Source organism: Microbispora bryophytorum (assembly GCF_006874465.1).
GTDB classification, from domain to species: Bacteria; Actinomycetota; Actinomycetes; order Streptosporangiales; family Streptosporangiaceae; genus Microbispora; species Microbispora bryophytorum.
In genome coordinates, this window is record NZ_VIRL01000036.1 from 12,502 (window position 1) to 30,308 (window position 17,807).

The following is a 17,807-nucleotide window of genomic DNA, read 5'->3' on the forward strand; positions in this document are numbered from 1 at the left end:
GCCGTGATCGACCGGCCGGACGCACTCGGCCCCTGACGAAGATCACGGGCTCGTGCAGGTGACGCCGGTGGGGGCCGAGCCGCTGCCGTTCGCGGTGAATCCGAAGGCCGTCGAGCCGGCACCGGCGACGGTGCCGTTGTAGGGGGCGTTCTTGACGGTGACGGCGCCGCTGGTGCCGGTGTTCACGCCGTTCCACAGGCTCGTAATGCTCTGGCCGCTGGCCAGGGTCATCGTCACGGTCCAGCCGTTCAGCGAGGTCGACCCGTTGTTGCTGACGGTGACCTCACCCTGGAAGCCGCTGCCCCAGTCGTTGATCTGCTTGTAGGTCGCCGTGCAGGCGCCCGGCTGCCCGCCCGGCGTCGGCGACGGGCTGGGGGAGGGGGACGGTGTAAGGGACGGCGACGGCGTGGGTGACGGAGTGGGTGACGGCGTGGGGCTGGGCGACGAGGTCGCGCCGCCGCTGACCCGGTAGACGACGGTGCCGTGTGACGGCACGCTTGCCGAGATGGCGCCGGTGCTGGCGCTGACGGCGTTCGTCCACGCGTCGCGCAAGGTGAACGAGCCGCCGGACAGCCCGATCGCGGACGCGGTGGTGCTGATCGTGGTCGTGCCGCCGCCCTGGTTGAACAGGGCTACCGCGACGTCGCCGTTGCTCAGCTTCTTGGCCAGCACGCGGCGGGTTCCGTCGTTGCTGATCTGGCGGGCCTGCAGGCCGAGCGAATCCTGGTTGATCGCGATGAGGTTCTGGTTCTTCAGGATGGTCTGCGTCGCCGAGTCCATGCTGCGCAGGTCGTTTCCGGCGATCAGAGGTGAGGCCATCATCGCCCAGAGGGCGAAGTGGCTGCGCATCTCGGTGTCGGTCATGCCGCCGCGGCCGACCTCCATCATGTCCGGGTCGTTGAACGCCCCAGGTCTCGCGTACGACGCCAGCGGGACGGTGACGTTGACGATGTTCTGGATGCCCATCGGGTATCCGTTGGTCTGACCGGTGTCCCACTTGTTGGTGATGTCCTCGGTCGTCCGCCAGATGTTGGCCACGTCGCCCCAGTCGCGCTGCGGCCCCGTCTTGGCGTGGATGCTGTTGGAGTTGATGCTGTAGACGATCGGCCGTCCGGTCGCCGCCAGCGCGTCACGCATCTTCGCGAACGTGCGGACCTGGTCGTCGATGGAGCCGTTGGGCGAGCACCAGTCGTACTTCAGGTAGTCCACGCCCCAGGCGGCGAACTGCCGGGCGTCCTGGGCCTCGTGTCCCTGGCTGCCGGTCGCGCCAGGATAGCTACCGAAGTACTGCGCGCAGGTCTTGTCCACCGGCACCTGGTAGATGCCGAACTTCAGCCCCTTGGCGTGCAGGTAGTCGCCGAGCGCCTTCATCCCGCTCGGGAACCGCGACGGGTTGCCCTGCAGGTTCCCCGACGAGTCGCGGTTGGGGTTGAACCAGCAGTCGTCGACCACGACGTACTTGTAGCCCAGGTCGCGCAGCCCGGAGCTGACGATCGTGTCGGCCATCTGTTTGATCAACGTCTCGTTGATGTTGCAGCCGAACGTGTTCCAGCTGTTCCAGCCCATGGGCGGCGTGCGGGCCACGCCGTTCTCCAGAGCGCCGGCCGGGTCCTGCAGGGCGATCGAGGCGCCTGCGAGTACGCCCGCGGCGAGTAGGACTTTCACGTTCCGCACGGATCCTCCATGAGTGAGCTACGGATGTGTGGCGAATGCCGAGGACCAAGGGCTCGCGCAGGTGGCGGCGGGCGTGGCCGCGCTGCCGCCCTGCGCCGGCTCGGGCGCGTTCTGAGCGGTGCGGCCGTTGTTCCTGGTGAACCGGTCGAGTACGCCGACGGGAATCAGTCGCAGAGCCTTGTCCTGCCGGAGGGCCCTCGTGGGGTGAGCGCCCGGCACCGGGTCTACGGGCAGGTGAAGCGGACGACGCGTCGCCACCGCTGCCGATGCGACACTCGCGGCGCCGCGACCGGAACTCCTGCCGTCACCACCGACCCCGGCAGGAGGCCGCTTCGGGACTCAGTGTGGAAACCGCGACGAAAACTGTCAAGAGAATCTCGAATTATTTCGTGGAGGCGCTGGGAGCTTATCGCCGCTGGCCTGCGCTGGTGAGGGGCATGATCGGTGAAAGTTTCTCCGGCCCCCTGCGGAAAGGCCTCATCGGTCGATAACGGGGCGGTCAGAGCCCGGAATGTTATGACTTCTTCAGCCTGAAACTTTCACCTCCCATACCTCGCGAGCGACCGGACCTCGCCCTGATGGGAGCAGGTGGGGCGGGCCCCCGGCGGACCGAGGGCCGGCGCGGAAAGGACCGGGACCTTGACGAGGCTCCCTCGCGTCGTATTTGCTCCGCCGCACCACCACCAGCACATGTTCCGGCAGAGAAGGACAGGTCCCGCAGATGAATGTTAACGCTAACAGTGGGATCTGCCCTCTCTGCCGGCTCGCGAGAACGCCGAGCCGCCTGTGCTGTCGCCGACCGCCGCCGGACCGCCGCCGACCGCTGTGAAGACGGGAAACGAACCACCGGGAGTACGGATGAAGATCCCTCGCCTGCGGCTCTGGATTGCCACCGGGCTCGTCGCCGTGGCCGGCGCGGCCGGTGCGCTGACCGCGCCCGCCGCGCATGCGGCCACGGGCTGCCGCGTGGACTACTCGGTCACGAACCAGTGGCCGGGCGGCTTCGGCACGAACGTGAGCATCACCAACCTCGGTGACGCGATCAACGGGTGGCGGTTGAGCTGGTCGTTCGCCGCGGGGCAGACGATCACGCAGCTGTGGAGCGGCTCGGTGACGCAGTCGGGCGCCCAGGTGACGGTCGCCGACGCGGGCTACAACGCGACGCTGGCCACCGGCGCGAGCACGTCCTTCGGCTTCAACGCTTCCTGGAACGGCACCAACCCGGCGCCGGCGAGCTTCACGCTCAACGGCACGGCCTGCACCGGTGGCGTCACTAGTTCGCCAAGCCCCAGTCCCAGCCCCCGCGTCAGCCCGTCCGCGAACCCGTCCCCGAGCCCTTCCCCGAGTCCTTCGGCCAGCCCGTCGTCCACACCGGTGTCGAGCAAGCCGTGCGACATCTACGCCGCCGGTGGCACCCCGTGTGTGGCCGCGCACAGCACCACGCGCGCGCTCTACAGCTCCTACAACGGCAACCTCTACCAGGTGCGGCGCTCCTCCGACAACGCGACCAGGAACATCGGCGTCCTGGCTCAGGGCGGTGTCGCCAACGCCTCGGCGCAGGACTCCTTCTGCTCCGGCACGTCCTGCGTGATCACCGTCGTGTACGACCAGTCCGGGCACGGCAACGACGTCGCCTACCAGGGGCCCGGCGGGGCCGGTGGCAGGGACACCGCCGCGAGCGCGACATCCGAGTCGCTGACGGTCGGCGGCAGCAAGGCGTACTCGCTGTACATCAAGCCCGGCAACAGCTACTGGCGGGACGGTCATCTGACCGGCGTGCCGACGGGAAGCGCGCCCGAGGGCATGTACATGGTGACCAGTGGCACCCACGTCAACGGCGGTTGCTGCTTCGACTACGGCAACAGTGAGACGACCAGGAAGGCCGACGGGGCCGGCGCGATGGACGCCATCTACTTCGGCACGAGCTGCTGGTTCGGCGGCTGCTCCGGGTCCGGCCCGTGGGTCCAGGCCGACCTCGAATACGGCCTCTACCCCGGTGGCAGCCAGTCGTGGAACTACAACCAGAGGGCGTTCACCAGCAAGTTCGTCACCGCGACGCTGAAGAACAACGGCACCTCACGCTTCGCGATCAAGGGCAGCAACGCGCAGTCCGGCAGCCTGTACACCCTCTACGACGGCGCGCTTCCCCGCGGCTACAGCCCGATGAGGAAGCAGGGCGCGATCATTCTGGGCAGCGGCGGCGACTGCTGCGCCACCAACACCAACCAGAGCCAGGGCACCTTCTACGAAGGAGCCATCGTCTCGGGTTACCCGTCCGACGCGACCGAGAACGCCGTGCAGGCCGACGTCGTCGCCGCCGGCTACCGCTGATCCGAAAATCGCCGTACGCCGATCGCGGCGACGCCTTCACATGGACCGCCTCGTGGCCGGTCAGCTCGACCTCACGCTCACGGTCTGCGTCCCCGGCCTGGCCGGGGACGCAGACCGGCTCGGTGAGGTCGCCGCGATCGAGACCACGCCGGCCGCTGCCGCGCAGAAGCTGGAGGCCATGCGCGAGCTCGCCGTCCGCAGCGCCACCGTCCACCTTGGCAGCCCGACGTCCGCACCTCGACCGGCCGATCGAGCGGCTCGTGATCGTCCAGCAGACAGGAACCATGGGACCTTTAGAGTTGCCGAATGTCTCTTCAGCATCTGACCCACAACCGGCTCAACGGAGTGACCGGCGGTATCTGGCGGGACGGCAACGTCGTCCATAAGGTCCTCACCCATCGCCGTGACGACGCCCCTGGCCACTGGGCCTCCTCAGCCGACCCGGCACACTGGAACTACTGGCGTCGAGAGGCACTCGCCTACGAAACCGGCCTCCCCCGACAGCTTGGCCTCGGCGCACCGACGGTCCTCGACATTCGGGAAGTCGGCGACGAGGAGATCGAACTGCTGCTGGAGGACGTGCAAGGCCACCACTCGTCACAGTTGTCCGTCCAGGATCTCGTTGAGACCGCCCGGGCGCTCGGTCGCAGCCAGGGACGCAAAGACCTTCCTGAATATCCATGGCTCAGCCGAGGTTTCCTCCGGGACTACAGCACTTCCCGGCCTGCGGACTGGCGTCTCCTCGAGGAGGACCGAGCGTGGTCCCAGCAACTGATCAAAGACCACTTCCCGCCGGAGCTCCGCGAGGGGCTTCACCGCCTTCACCTCGACCGGGAACGCCTGTTGTCGCTCATGCAGACCGTGCCTCGCACCGTCTGCCACCTGGACGTCTGGCCAAACAACATCATCCGACGCCCGACCGGCGAAGTGGTGTTGCTCGACTGGGCCTTCGTCGGTGACGGCGTCCTGGGCGAAGACATCGGCAACCTCGTCCCCGACTCCGTCTTCGACCTGCTCGTTCCCCACCAACTGCTCGGCGACCTCGATCGCCGGGCCACCCGGGCCTACCTCGAAGGCCTGAACGAAGCCGGCTGGACCGGCGACGAACGCCTGGTGCGGCTCGGGATCTGCGCCTCCGCGGTGAAATATGACTGGCTCACCGCCAGAAGCCTCGAAACGGCTTCAGCCGACCAGCACACCGACTACGGCGGCGACACCACCGTCGACCCGGACGCCCGTTACGCCGCCCGAGCCGCCGGGCTTTCACTCTGCGCCCGATGGGCCCGCGAGGCAGACCATCTCGCACACGACCTCGGGATCTGGTGACCCGATAGGCGCCCTCCGCACACAAGGGTGACAGAACCTTCGACGCATCGAATCCCGTCCCTCATCGCACGCTGAGAAGCGCCCGCGCCGGCCGTACCGAATCGAGCACGGCGACCGAGCCGCGGTGCTCAGCCCTCGCAGCCTGTTCCCGCCGGACTACCTATCCACCTTCGATCATGATCAGGCGAAATGCCTAAGCGTGACAGATTCCCCGCTCTGTGGATCTCCGTACGTTTGTGACCAGCAAGGACACAACACGAAGGAGCTCCGCATGCATCACGTCGACCGGCTCGTCGCCCGCTACGTCGCCGCCTGGAACGAAACCGACCCGCCGGGGTGGCCATCATTCTGCTCTATTCCATGACGACGGCGTCGTTCCTCCTCATCCTGGCGCCTTATCTGCGGATGGACCGGCGTGTGGGTACCGCCGTGTGCGTCGCGGCCGTCTCCGGCACACAGCGCGATCCGCGCGCGAACAGGAAGCGGTAGGACCGCGCGTTCCCCATGCGTCATCGACGCGGCTGTGCGTCGGTTACTTGTATCAAGCCACGTTCCACTACCAAGGAGTTGCGACGATGCCTTTTTATGATGCTGCCGACGGCACCCGCCTGGCCTACGAGGACTACGGAACCGGCGAGCCCATCGTGTTCGTGGCGAGTTGGTCGCTGGCCTCCGATATGTGGGAGTACCAGGTGCCGTTCTTCGTGGAGGAGGGCTACCGATGCGTGCTGCTCGACCGGCGCGGGCACGGTGGCTCCGATCGGCCCGGTACCGGCTACGACTTCGACACCCTCGCCGATGACATCGCCGGTCTGATCGAGTACCTCGACCTGCGTGACGTGACCATCGTCGGGCATTCGACCGGCGGCGCCGAGGTGGCTCGCTACCTGGCCAGGCATGGTGAGGACCGGGTCGCCAGGGTCGCCTTCGTCTCGGCGATGCTGCCGTTCGTCATGCGCACCGAGGACAACCCGGAGGGCCTGCCGATCGAGTTGTCGGAGGCGGCCGTCAAGCAGTTCCGTATCGACAGGCCCAAGTGGTTCGCCGACCGGGCGCAGGGCTTCTACGCCACCCACCTTGGCAACGACGTCTCGCCCGCGCTGGTGGAGCAGGGCGTGCGCCGGTGTCTGGAGACCGCGCCGATGGCAGGCATCGAGTTGTGGCGCGCGACGGCCCGCACCGATCACCGCGAGGGGCTGCGCCGGATCACCGTGCCGGCGCTCGTCGTGCACGGTGCCGCAGATCAGTCGGCCCTCATCGACCTGACCGGGCGGCGTACGGCCAAGCTGATCCCCGGCTGCGTCTACAAGGAGTACCCCACGGCCGGACACGGCTTGTTCGCCACCCAAATCGACCAGTTCAACGGCGATCTGCTCGAGTTCGTCAAGGGCTGACGCGGGGTTGGGCAAAGTGGTGCAGGCGGGTGAGCGGCAGCCCCGACGCGGGTTGCCGTTCACCCGCCTTGGCAGGAGCAGAGAATGAGCGTGGGTGTGACGGCAAGAGGCGTGGCCGGCCACCTCCGGGCCTGCTGCCGCACCCGCCACGCCCACGACACGCTGACTCCGGCACCCGCAGGGACCGGGCGCCGCGCATCCGCAGCTCAGTGCCCAGGTGCCAGCACCGGGCTGTTGTGATAGGCGGCGATCAGCCACCGACCGTCCCGCTTCTCGAGGACCCAGGTCGCGTTCACCTTTCGCTGATCCAGAACCTCGGTCTCGCCGGCGAACAGAATGGCGGATTCGCTGACGACGATCGCGCCGTCCCTGCCGACGAAGCGGATGCTGAGCTGCTTGTTGTAAGTCGAGCTGCCCTTGAGCGGCCCCTCGAAGCCCAAGGCCATGCTCTGGCGGATCACTTCACGGCTGTCGCGGAGCGAGCCGGTCATGATGGCGGTCGCGTCCACGGTGTAGTTGGCGACCATGCCGTCGGCGTCGCCGGCCTCCCACGCCTCGTAGGAGTCAACCAGCACGGCCTTGATCGCGGCCTCGTCCTCCGCACGACTGTCTGACATCGGATTCTCCCTTGTGACCGGTTCGCCTGGGGTGTTCCGGCGAACTCGCCACTACATACCGGCGGTGGGGCCGAAACTCATCGCGTCCGCGGCCAGGAGATGTCGAGGCGGGGGGAGGCCCCGTCGGAGTTCCTGAACGGCAGCAGGGTCGCCCCGGCCACCTCCTCCGGGGGTGCCGATGCGTCCGGTGGGCAGACGCCGCTCGACACGGATGAAGTGGTCGACGGCGTCGGCGGGCGGCAGATCGAGGCGCTGGGCGAGCTGGCTCCCTCAGCCGCGAGCAGGTGGGCGGTCGCCAGGCCGACGCCGCTGGTCGCGCCGGTCACGAGAATCACCTTGCCGGAGAGCTGAAGGTCCATGGTGTGCTCCTTGGATTCGAAGCAGATGGGGAAGGCTGGGCGGGCTGGCCGGTGGGGCCCCGGGTCAACCCGCCCGGCTATGCCGGCGGTGTGTGCCGGCGGTACGGCGACGGCCGGTCACACGCGCGTACGGTCGCGCCGTGTGCGCAGGATGACGGCGGCGATGAGGGCGCCGGCAAGGACGAGGACGGCATTCGCGGCGACGGCGACGGTGACGCCGTGCAGGATCGCCCCGGCGGACACGGCGCCCGCCGTCGCGGCGGTGACGATCGCGGACATGATGGGGGTTCCCATGGCGATGCCGACCTGCTGGGACATCGACGCCAGACCGGTGGCCAGGCCCTGCTCGTGGTCGGGGAGGCCGGTGGTGGCGGTGACCATGAAGCCGACGATGACGAGCATGTTGCCCACACCGCCCAGGAAGGTGGCGGGTAGCAGCAGCCCCATCGAAGCCGGCGTGTCGCCCAGGAAGAGCAGGACGGCGGTGAAGACCGCTTGCAGCAGCCCGCCTCCGACCAGGACGGCCACGGTGGAGGTCCGGGCGATCACCTTCGAGGCGACCACGCCGCCGGCCACGGTCCCGAGCCCCAGGACGCCGAAGGACAGCCCGGCGGTGAGGGCCGAGAAGCCGAGGGTCTTCTGCATGTACAGGGTGAGCAGGTACACCAGGGAGGTCTCGGTGACGAAGGCGAGCAGTCCGAGCACGTTTCCCCAGGCCACAGTGCGCTTCTTCAGTACGTGCAGGGGAACGAGGGGCTGGGCGGCCTTGCGTTCGACGAGGTAGAAGACGACCAGCAGGACCGCGCCGGCCAGCAGGGCCGTCAGGGCGACGGGGTGGGTCCAGCCGTGCTCGCCGGCCTGGGTCAGTCCGTAGACGATGCCGAACAGCCCGAGGGTCACGGCCAGCGCGCCGGGCAGGTCGATCCTGGGGCGTAGGGCGGGCCGGGACTCGGTGATGACGGTCGGGGCCACGAGGAGCACGGCGAGGGCGACGGGGACGTTGATGAAGAAGGCCCAGCGCCACGAGAGCAGGTCGGTGAGGGTGCCGCCGAGGACGGCGCCGGTGGTGAATCCGGCCGACATCAGGGCGCCGTTGAGACCGAGAGCCTTCTGACGCAGGGGCCCTTCGGGGAAGGACGTGGTGAGCAGGGCCAGTCCTACGGGAGTGGCGGCGGCGGTCGCGAGCCCCTGGGCGACGCGGGCGACGAGGAGGATCTCGGGGGTCGGGGCGAGCCCACCGGCGAGCGAGGCCAGGCCGAGGAGCGTGAGGCTTCCGAGGAAGATGCGCTTGTGGCCGATCAGATCGCCGACGCGGCCGAAGAAGAGGGTGAAGCCGGCTGCCGACAGGGCGAAGGCGGTGGCGACCCACTGCAGGTTGGCCAGGGAGAAGCCGAGATCATCGCCGATCTCGGGCAGTGCCACGTTCAGGATCGAGAAATCGACGGCCAGCATGAACTGGGCGACCAGCAGCACCGCGAGGACGATCTTCAGGCGACCGGTCAGTCGCCGCGGAGGCGCGGGATGAACGGCGGCCGAGGCCATGGGTACGGGCTTTGTGGTGGACATGACGGGGCCTTTCGAGGATGCCGGCGTGAGGCACATCTGCGCCGGGATGATGGAGGGGGCATTCCAGCCAAACGGGTCTTGGGTTCCGTTAAGATGATGGAACGGTAGCACCCATTGCCGACGTAAGGGAACCCGGGTCCCGATAAGAGCTGCCCGGGAGAAGAAGGAGTTCCTCATGGCCGCACCACAGCCCGGAGCCGTCCGCCCCGGCGGACGCACCGCGCGCGTCCGCGAAGCCGTCCTTCGAGCCGCCGGCGACACCCTGGTAGAGAAGGGCTTCGACGCCCTCGATCTCGCCGAGATCGCCCGCGTCGCGGAGGTCGGGAAGACGACGGTCTACCGCCGCTGGGGCACACCCGGCACACTCGCCGCCGACCTTCTCGACGAAATGGCCGAAAGCTCCCTGCCCCGCGCACGTACCGGCAGCGTCGACCAGGATCTCCGAGACAACGCCCGCCTGGTCGTCAAGACCCTCACAGATCCACGTCAGGGACGCCTGTTCAAGGCGCTGATCGCCGCCTCGCTCTGCAACGAACAGGCCGCGCAGGCGTTGTACCGCTTCTACGCCGTGCGGATCGACGAATGGGCCGGCTGCATCACCGACGCCGTCGAACGAGGCGAGCTGCCTGCCGGCACCGATCCGCGGCGGGTGATCGCCGCCGTTTCCGCGCCCCTGTACTACGCCTTCCTCAATACCGGAGAACCCCTGAACGACGCCGCCGCGGACCGTGCCGCGGCCGGAGCGCTGGCGGCCGCGCGCGCCGGGGTCTTCTCACTGTGACCAGGGTCGGCCACGGAGAGCCGGATGCCGAAATCCCCGATCCCACAGGCACCCGGCCGCCGAGCTGGTCGGGCTCTACCGCGAACGAGGGGAGATCGAAGACGGTCCACCTGGAGGTGAGATCTAGCCCCGTAGGCGGGCGAGTGCCTGCGGGGTGAGGTGTCGCGCGAGTTCGTCGAGGAGGGCGACGATCTCGGCGACCCGTTGTGGATCGTCGGTTCCCAGGGCGGCCGCCAGCGTGGTGTCGATGGGGGCGGCCCTGACCTGCTCCACCCGGTCGGAGGCCTCGGGTGCGGGCCGGATAAGGAGGCGGCGACGGTCGCGGGGGTCGGATTCGGTGACGACGGCGCCCACTTCGCGGAGCCGGGCGACCGCTGCCGACACCGCGCTCTGCGGCAGACCGGTCCTGGTGGCGATCTCTCCGACGGCGCTGCCGGGGTGCGCGCGCACGTCGCCGACCACGATCAGTACGGTCCGGACGCTGGTGGAGTGCCGGCCGATGCCCTCGGTGGGCAGCGCCTCCTCCCCGATCTTCATCAGGGTTCGCCCCAACAGGAACAGCTCGACTCCGTTCATGTCGCCAAGGTACATCATTTTAGATGTATCAGGCTTGATGTATCTGTTCTGATGCTTTATCGTCGATCGCGACCAGCCACACCGGCCACATCGCCAAAGGACATCGCTGATGAGCACCACTGCTACGACAGACATGACGACGGGCCTGCTGCGAGTGCCGGGCGCCAAGCTCTACTACGAGGTCCGCGGCGCCGGCCCGATGCTGCTGATCTCCCAAAGCGGCGAAGGTGACGCCGGGCGCAGCACAGACCTGGTCGACCACCTCGTGACCGACTACACCGTGGTGACCTACGACCGCCGCGGCCTCTCGCGCAGCACCCTGGACGACCCCGCCCACGGGGCGACCATGGCCCAGCACGCCGACGACGTGCATCGGCTGCTGGCCGGCCTCACCGACACGCCGGCGCTCATGCTCGGCTGCAGTCTCGGCGCCTCCATCGGCTTCCACCTGGCCATCGACCACCCTGGCCAGCTCGGCACGCTCATCGCCCACGAGCCCGTCACCCCACGACTGCTGCCCGCCGACCAGCGCGCCCACCACGAGAAGGAACTCGAGCACATCCAGCAGGTCCACCGCCGCGACGGCCTGGCCGCGACCATCAAGATGGTCGCCGAGGTGCTCGGCATCGACCCCTCCAACCCCGACGCAGAACCCGGCCTCACCCCACAGCCGATGACCCCCCAGCGGGTGCGCAACTTCGGCTTCTTCCTCGAGCACGACTTCACCGCGATCATCGGCGACACCCTCGACGTCGCCGCGCTCGCCGACACCCGGACCCGCATCGTGCCGGCCGCCGGCCGCACCACCCCGCGCACCGTCTTCGACAACAAGTGCGCCTTCGCGCTGGCGGACATGCTCGGCACCGACACGCACCGGTTCCCCGGCGGCCACAACGGCAATACCACCCACCCCAGGGCTTACGCCGCAGCTCTGCGGGCCATCCTCAACGCAGTCTGACGCGGCGGCTCATCGCCGGTCAGGCACGTGCGCACAGCCGCGATCAGGTGGTTGGCGCGGGCGTCGCCGTAACAGATCATGCAATCGAGGTGTCCGACCAGCGCACCAACTCCCGTAACGGCTACCGGCGGGAGTGGGACACCCGGGCGGGCAGGGTCGTGGGCATGGCCCGGATCGTCAATGCCGGCGGCTGGTCACAGGCGGGCGGTCCACTCGTGGCCCGTGAGCACGTCAGCACCCCTGGCCGGGAAGACGCGGTTGATCAGGAAGTCGTGCACGTCCGATTCCCCGTCCGCGCAGGCGTCGCTGAGCACGGTCACGTGGTAGTCGCGGTCGGCGGCGTCGTAGAGCGTAGCGGCGACCATCGCCCCGGTCGCGACACCGGTCAGCACGATCGAGTCGATGCGCTGGGCGCGCAGGAGCCGATCGAGGTCGGTCGCCGCGAACGCGCTGGCGCGGCGCTTGAGGACGACGGCCTCGCCCGGCAACGGCTCGATGCGCGGGTGGACGAGCGTCTCGGGGGAGTCTTCGTGGAACAGCGTCCCCACCCCGTGCAGACCTCTGATCAACTGGTTTCCCGCTGCCACATCAAGGGCCGAAGCCCGGAGCCCGAAACGTATGAAGATCACCGGGATTCCGGAGGCTCTGGCCGCGGGGAGAACCTTTTCCATGACGGGAAGCACGCCGGCGGCGAAGGGGTAGTTGTCCACGATGCCCGCCTGCAGGTCGCCGACGATGAGCGCAGTGGTGTTCACATGGTTTCCTTGTCTGTACGGTGCGCCATCGGCCATCCCCACGGTCGCATCCTTGGCGCTGTTGTCGTCGATTTGGTAGGACGATGGTGGGCAAAACGGGCGGATAGCGGTGTGTCAGGCGGCTGCTCGTCACGTGCGGCAGGAGGCCTACGGGAGGACGATGACCAGGGCGTACCGGGCCGGATCCGGGCCGGGGCAGTGGAACCGCGACCGGCCCCACAACCGGAACCGCAGGCAGTCTCCTGCCCGCACCTCGTGGACGACCTCGCCGGTGGTGATCTGCAGGGCTCCTTCCAGGATCCAAATGTGCTGCTCCAGACCCGGCACCGGCGGCTCGTCGTAGGAGATGTCGGCGCCGGGACGCAGAAGGCCCTCGACGAGCTCGCCGCGCAGCCCCGGGTGGGGCGGGGACACCGACCGCCGGACGAAGCCCAAGCTCTCATCGCGCCACACCGCCTGCCGGTCGGCCCGGACTAGTTGCGGTGGCGCCGACTCCACCTCGGCGAGCAGTTGCGACATCGTCTGGCCATACGCCGCGCACAACTTGTTGAGCAGGGCCGCCGTAGGGCTGATCTCCCTGCGTTCCAGCCGCGACAGCGTCGAGCGGCTCACGCCGGTGCGGCCCGCCAGCTGCTCCAGCGACCAGCCGTGATCCACCCGCAACCGCGAGAGCCGATCCGCCAGCCGGGCCTCCAACTGGTCCGGACTTGGATTCTGGAGTTCAGCCTTTTCCATATTTGAGAGATTATCTCAAATATGAGTTGCGAAGGTGGTGGTCCTGCTTCCATCATCTACGCATGAACAAGATCACTCTCTCGCGGCCGCTGACCTCCACCACCTCCTTCTCTGCGCTGGTCCAGCAGCAGCCGTGCCGCCCATGGGGGCCGATACCCGCTCACCTCTGATGGCCGCCCTGGTCGCGGGACTCCTCGCCGGCTACGGCATCGCCATGCCGGTCGGAGCGGTCGCGACATATCTGGTGGCCCTCACCGCCCGGACGTCATTGAAGATCGGCGCCTGTGCGGCATTAGGCGTCGCGACCGCCGACGGCCTCTACGGCCTGATCGCCATAATCGGAGGTTCCGCGCTCACCCCCGTCATCGAGCCGATCATGGTTCCCCTGCGATGGGCCTCGGCCCTGGTGCTCATCGCACTGGCGGTTCGCAGTGGCGTCACGGCGATCAACCGGTATCGCAGGCAGCACCTGGCGACCCGGACCGATGAAGCCCCTCTCGGTCCCGCACGGGCCTACCTGGCGTTACTGGGGATCACGATGATGAACCCCATCACCGTGATCTACTTCGCGGCACTCGTCCTCGCCGGTCAGAGCACAGTGGCGTCGAGTCCCCTCGATCAGGCTGTGTTCGTACTCGCCGCCTTCGCGGCGTCCGCCAGCTGGCAGCTGCTTCTCGCCGGCGGCGGAGCGTTGCTCGGCCGGGTTCTGACCGGCGGTCGCGGACGGCTCATCACCGCTGTCTTCTCCAGCGCTCTGATCATCGCACTCGCCCTCCACCTGCTCATCTCGGCGTCGTGACCTACAGCGGCTGCTGAGAACGTCAACCGACCCCGAGGCCGCTGACCGACCGAACCGGTCAGCGGCCTCCCTTCGATCGGTTCCGCGGCCTTCAGGTAGGAGACTTCCATGACCCGCCGCTCAGCCCCGCTCTTCGCGCGTGTCCGACCCGAACCGGGCCCGATACGCCGACGGGCTGAGCCCGATCTCGCGCCGCATCAGCGTACGGAGATTGGCGGCGGTGCCCAGCCCGCTGCGCCGCGCGACGATGTCCAGACCGGACTCACCTCGCTCGATCAACCGGCATGCCAGGGCGAGCCGTTCCCCGGTGAGCCAGGCCAGCGGCGTCGTGCCCAGTTGCGCCCGGAAGCGGCGATGCAGCGTCGCGGGGCTGACCGCCGCGCGGGCGGCCAGGTCGGACACGGTGAGCGGCACGTCCAGCTGTTCCTGCGCCCAGGCCAGGACAGGGGCCAGGGACTCGTCCGGCAGGTCGGGCACCGGTCGCTCCACGAACTGCCGCTGCCCGCCGTCCCTGTGCCCCGCGAAGACCAGCCGCCGGCTCACCGCATTGGCGATCTCCGCTCCGTGATCGCGGCGGACCACGTACAGCCCGAGGTCGAGCGCGGCCGCGCTGCCCGCGCCCACCGGGGAGCGCGAGGTCGTGCTCCCCAAAGGAGCGGTCTTCACCATCGCACGAGGCGTCGAGCACAAGCCGTCCGCGCCGTCGGGCGCCGCGATCCTCATGTTTGAGCCGACCGGGACGTTGACCGTCGGCGATCGGACGAGGAAATCCCGAACCACATCGACGTCACAACGGGACACGCCCTTGGCATCTGACCACGAAGGGATCCCCGCATGCCGGGAGGCGACGCTCCGCCGCGGATGAGTTGGAAGCCCCCTTTGACCGCCCAGACAGCGGTGAGCGCGAGGACGAGAGCGGCCGCCCTCGGACGGGCGGCCACCTGGAGGAGACCAGGTGGGGGGCGCTGATCGTGATCCGCTTCGAGCAGATACATGTACGGATCCCTCCGACGCTGATCTTGCGTCGCTGCGCTTCACGATCGTGGTGTCTCAGATGAGCTGTTTGTAGTAGAAGCTGCAGTCTTCGGGTACGCCGTTCGGGTCGGTCGCGTAGCCCGGGACGATGCCGTACCGCGTCCAGCCGGCGCGCTGGTAGAGGTGGTCCGCGGCGGTGCCGGTCACGGTGTCCAAGAGCAGGAGGGTGGCTCCGGCTTGCGCGGCGGCCTGTTCGGCGGTGGTGAGAAGGGCGCGGGCCAGTCCCCGGCCACGGGCGTCGCGGTGGACCATGAGCTTGATGATCTCGGCGCGATGCCGGCCGTTGGGCGTGCGTTCCACCGCGAGGCTGACGGTGCCGGTGATGCCGTCGGGTCCGCGGGCGACCCAGACGGTGAGGGTGCCGTCGGCCACGGCAGCATGCCGGCCGCGCCACCAGGCCGCTGCCGCTTCCTGGTCGAAGGGGGCGAGGAAGCCGAGGGAGGCCCCGTTCGTGACGACGTCGACGAGGAGGTCGGCCAGGCTCTTCACGCTGTAGTGGAAGTCGTCGGGGGACAGGCGGGTAATGGTGTGCGTCACGGAATTCCTTCTCTGCGCGGGGGAGGGGCGGCCGGAGCGGTGCGAACGTGCGCCGGCTCGACGATGGGTCTGAGACGGCCGCGACGCACACGGGAGCCGAACCGGCCTGCCGCGCGCCCGGCCAGGCGTGAGGTGACGGCCCTGGCCGTCTGCCGGTCGGCCCGCATCGATCGCGTCGCTATCGGCGGTGCTCCCTCGGCCGTTCTCATATTCAAGACAATATCCCAGATATGAGACACGCTTGCGCCTGGCCCGGCACCGGGCCGACGGGGGCGGCCCGGTGCCGGACTCAGCCGGTCACGGGTTTCGGGAGGATCTGGACGGTGGCGGCCACGACGGCGCAGAGGCCCACCAAGAGACTGGGCCCGAGGGCGAAGGCGGAGCGTACAGGGTGGGAAGGGGCTGGCCGCCGAGGGCGCCATAGAAGACGGCCCGATGATGGCCACGCCGATCGCGTTGCCTGCCTGCTGGGCGTGTTGAGGACGCCGGAGGCGGCGGCGTGCTGAGGGACGGTGCCGGCCAGCATGATCGCGGGGAGTGGTGCCATCACCAACCCCATCCCTGCCCCGGCGATGAACGGGCCGACTACCTGGCGGCGCTGAGAACCGGTGGGCGGTCCTTCGAGCACGCCCGCACATCTCTCCTGTACGGCGAGTGGCTGCGCCGCTCCCGTCGCAGGGCCGCCGCCGCCGGGCAGTTGCGGCTCGCGCTGGAGACCTTTGAGCGACTGGGCGCCAAACCCTGGGCCGACCGTGCCCGAGGTGAGCTGGAAGCGACCGGCGCCAAGGCGCCGGGCACCCCGGCCCGCGGGATCCTGGCCGAGCTCACTCCGCAGGAGCTGCAGATCGTCCGGCTGGCCGCCCAGGACCTGTCGAACAAGGACATCGCCGCTCAGCTGTTCCTCAGTCCTCGCACCGTCGGCTACCACCTCTACAAGGCGTATCCCAAGCTCGGCGTCGCCTCCCGCGGCGAACTCGCCACACTCGACCTGACCGACCCGGCCTGACCGACCCGGCCTGACGCCGGTAGGGCCCGGTCGCTGCCGGCCGCAGTGCCGTCCCGCATTTACACTGACGTTTTATATAAATCGTAGATACAGTTTCGCGGGTGGAGACAGGAGCGGGCGAGCAGCGGCTCCTCGGCCACCAGAGGTACGCGGCGGCGGGATGCGACGTCGGCGCACTCGTCACCGGACAGCTCGGCCACAAGTACGCCGACGAGCTCCACGCCATCCACATCGGCTCCGCGCAGAAACTCACCATGTTCAACGGCGACCGCGCCTGGGACCTCTCCGGCGGCCACCCCATCCCCGACGGGCTCCCACCCGAGGTCCACCAGCGGATCGTGGCACTGGACAGACGGTTCGCCGTCCACCTCGCCGCGCACGTGCTCGACCCCGCCACGCTCGGCTACGGCCTCACCGACTCGCCCGCCGGCATGCTCGCCTGGATCCTGAAGCGCTGGGCCGCCTGGTCCGACAACGACGGCGACATCGAGAACGTCTTCACCAAGGACGACCTGCTCACCCACGCCACCATCTACTGGGCCGGAGACACGATCGCCACCTCGATCCGCACCTACGCGAACAACAACCGCTACCCCTGGCAGCCTTCGCACGACCGCCGGCCGGTCGTCGAGGCACCCACCGGCGTCACTTTTGTCGGCTTCGAAAACCCGCCGGGCGTCACCACCGACGAGCAGCGCGTGGAACACTTCCTCAACAGCGACCGCGCCGCCTGGTACAACCACGTGAACATCACCGCCCACGACCACGGCGGACACTTCATCCCCTGGGAGATACCCGAGGAATGGGTCGACGATCTACGTCGAACCTTCCGCGGACGCCGTTAATCATGAATGAAGAGTCGGGTCGCCCGCAGGGCCTCGGCGAGTCGATGTTCTGATGGGGTTCGATCGCCTCGTCCCAGATGGCCTCGGGGGCGAACGCCATCCCCGCCTCGTCCGGGGCCACCCAGGCGTGCCGCTGCTCCGACCAGGTGCGCAGGGGACTGGGCGCAGCGCCGTGCCGTCGACGTCGTTGGCCGCCACCCAGCGGGTGGGGTCGTTGCCGACGCTCGTGGCCATGTAGATCTGCTGCCCCGCCTGGCTGACGAGGCCGCCCGATGCCGTGGCCGTCTCCTTGCCATCGCCATTCTCGCGCCCTCCGTTTCCTGTCGTCCTGTCTCCATGGGGGCTCGGCACCCGGGTTCGGCCGGAGAGTGCCGGGCCCACTCTGGTGTTCAGGCTCCGAGGGGGGTGCCGCGGGTGTTGAGGATGAGCTTTTCGATGCGCTTGCGGCGTCGGGTGCTGGTGATGCGGATGGTGAGGAGGGTGAGGAGTAGGAGGGTGAGGAGGGCGAGTTGG

18 protein-coding genes are annotated in these 17,807 nt (G+C 68.7%); 9 read left to right on the plus strand and 9 right to left on the minus strand.

Translation table 11 applies throughout. The features are described 5' to 3' along the window. Positions 1 to 42: 42 nt before the first annotated feature. On the minus strand, positions 43 to 1,674 hold the full coding sequence (locus tag FLX07_RS34945) for a cellulose binding domain-containing protein (protein WP_208762556.1): 1,632 nt from the start codon (positions 1,672 to 1,674) through the stop codon (positions 43 to 45). 858 nt (positions 1,675 to 2,532) lie between these two features. Between FLX07_RS34945 and FLX07_RS34950 the strand changes: the two genes are divergently transcribed. The 4 genes from FLX07_RS34950 to FLX07_RS34965 all read left to right on the plus strand — a co-directional run bounded on the left by FLX07_RS34950 (position 2,533) and on the right by FLX07_RS34965 (position 6,725). Then, positions 2,533 to 4,005, plus strand: a complete 1,473-nt coding sequence (locus FLX07_RS34950) for an arabinofuranosidase catalytic domain-containing protein (RefSeq protein ID WP_142576111.1) — start codon at positions 2,533 to 2,535, stop codon at positions 4,003 to 4,005. Positions 4,006 to 4,045: 40 nt separating this feature from the next. Then, positions 4,046 to 4,330, plus strand: coding sequence for a hypothetical protein (locus FLX07_RS37300; RefSeq protein WP_208762557.1), 285 nt, complete (start codon positions 4,046 to 4,048; stop codon positions 4,328 to 4,330). Then, entirely contained in the window at positions 4,312 to 5,331 is a 1,020-nt protein-coding gene (locus tag FLX07_RS34960) for a phosphotransferase family protein (RefSeq protein WP_142576114.1), read from the plus strand. Before FLX07_RS37300 ends, FLX07_RS34960 begins: the two co-directional genes overlap by 19 nt. Before the next feature lie 575 nt (positions 5,332 to 5,906). Further along, positions 5,907 to 6,725, plus strand: a complete 819-nt coding sequence (locus FLX07_RS34965; RefSeq protein WP_142576116.1) for an alpha/beta fold hydrolase — start codon at positions 5,907 to 5,909, stop codon at positions 6,723 to 6,725. 206 nt (positions 6,726 to 6,931) lie between these two features. Here FLX07_RS34965 and FLX07_RS34970 read toward each other — a convergent pair whose 3' ends face one another. The 3 genes from FLX07_RS34970 to FLX07_RS34980 all read right to left on the minus strand — a co-directional run bounded on the left by FLX07_RS34970 (position 6,932) and on the right by FLX07_RS34980 (position 9,267). Then, the gene (locus FLX07_RS34970) at positions 6,932 to 7,342 is read right to left on the minus strand and encodes an SgcJ/EcaC family oxidoreductase (protein WP_142576118.1); all 411 of its coding nucleotides are present in this window, start codon (positions 7,340 to 7,342) and stop codon (positions 6,932 to 6,934) included. A gap of 77 nt (positions 7,343 to 7,419) precedes the next feature. Further along, positions 7,420 to 7,701, minus strand: a complete 282-nt coding sequence (locus tag FLX07_RS38630) for a hypothetical protein (RefSeq protein ID WP_280116567.1) — start codon at positions 7,699 to 7,701, stop codon at positions 7,420 to 7,422. A 117-nt stretch (positions 7,702 to 7,818) separates the two neighbouring features. Then, positions 7,819 to 9,267, minus strand: a complete 1,449-nt coding sequence (locus FLX07_RS34980) for an MFS transporter (protein WP_142576120.1) — start codon at positions 9,265 to 9,267, stop codon at positions 7,819 to 7,821. Positions 9,268 to 9,442: 175 nt separating this feature from the next. Here FLX07_RS34980 and FLX07_RS34985 point away from each other — a divergent pair, with 175 nt between their 5' ends. Beyond that, complete coding sequence (locus tag FLX07_RS34985) at positions 9,443 to 10,048, plus strand: TetR/AcrR family transcriptional regulator (RefSeq protein WP_142576122.1); 606 nt, start codon at positions 9,443 to 9,445, stop codon at positions 10,046 to 10,048. A gap of 123 nt (positions 10,049 to 10,171) precedes the next feature. Here FLX07_RS34985 and FLX07_RS34990 read toward each other — a convergent pair whose 3' ends face one another. Next, complete coding sequence (locus tag FLX07_RS34990; RefSeq protein ID WP_189105109.1) at positions 10,172 to 10,624, minus strand: MarR family winged helix-turn-helix transcriptional regulator; 453 nt, start codon at positions 10,622 to 10,624, stop codon at positions 10,172 to 10,174. Positions 10,625 to 10,733: 109 nt separating this feature from the next. Between FLX07_RS34990 and FLX07_RS34995 the strand changes: the two genes are divergently transcribed. After that, complete coding sequence (locus FLX07_RS34995) at positions 10,734 to 11,582, plus strand: alpha/beta fold hydrolase (RefSeq protein WP_142576124.1); 849 nt, start codon at positions 10,734 to 10,736, stop codon at positions 11,580 to 11,582. Positions 11,583 to 11,776: 194 nt separating this feature from the next. Here the strand turns inward: FLX07_RS34995 and FLX07_RS35000 are convergent, their stop codons facing one another. Together FLX07_RS35000 and FLX07_RS35005 are read right to left on the minus strand one after the other, a co-directional pair. Continuing rightward, the gene (locus tag FLX07_RS35000; RefSeq protein WP_142576126.1) at positions 11,777 to 12,337 is read right to left on the minus strand and encodes a cysteine hydrolase family protein; all 561 of its coding nucleotides are present in this window, start codon (positions 12,335 to 12,337) and stop codon (positions 11,777 to 11,779) included. 147 nt (positions 12,338 to 12,484) lie between these two features. Continuing rightward, positions 12,485 to 13,072, minus strand: coding sequence for a helix-turn-helix domain-containing protein (locus tag FLX07_RS35005; protein WP_142576128.1), 588 nt, complete (start codon positions 13,070 to 13,072; stop codon positions 12,485 to 12,487). Between the two features lie 169 nt (positions 13,073 to 13,241). Here FLX07_RS35005 and FLX07_RS35010 point away from each other — a divergent pair, with 169 nt between their 5' ends. Beyond that, a complete protein-coding gene (locus FLX07_RS35010; RefSeq protein ID WP_223854414.1) occupies positions 13,242 to 13,871 on the plus strand; it encodes a LysE family transporter in 630 nt (209 codons plus the stop codon). A 120-nt stretch (positions 13,872 to 13,991) separates the two neighbouring features. Here the strand turns inward: FLX07_RS35010 and FLX07_RS35015 are convergent, their stop codons facing one another. Next, entirely contained in the window at positions 13,992 to 14,594 is a 603-nt protein-coding gene (locus FLX07_RS35015; RefSeq protein ID WP_208762559.1) for a helix-turn-helix domain-containing protein, read from the minus strand. 327 nt (positions 14,595 to 14,921) lie between these two features. Further along, positions 14,922 to 15,443 (minus strand): GNAT family N-acetyltransferase, encoded by a 522-nt coding sequence (locus tag FLX07_RS35025; protein WP_142576132.1) that lies wholly within the window; start codon positions 15,441 to 15,443, stop codon positions 14,922 to 14,924. 499 nt (positions 15,444 to 15,942) lie between these two features. Between FLX07_RS35025 and FLX07_RS35030 the strand changes: the two genes are divergently transcribed. Together FLX07_RS35030 and FLX07_RS35035 are read left to right on the plus strand one after the other, a co-directional pair. After that, a complete protein-coding gene (locus FLX07_RS35030; protein WP_308424439.1) occupies positions 15,943 to 16,449 on the plus strand; it encodes a helix-turn-helix transcriptional regulator in 507 nt (168 codons plus the stop codon). A gap of 101 nt (positions 16,450 to 16,550) precedes the next feature. Then, positions 16,551 to 17,294, plus strand: coding sequence for a hypothetical protein (locus FLX07_RS35035; RefSeq protein WP_208762560.1), 744 nt, complete (start codon positions 16,551 to 16,553; stop codon positions 17,292 to 17,294). Positions 17,295 to 17,807: the final 513 nt, after the last annotated feature.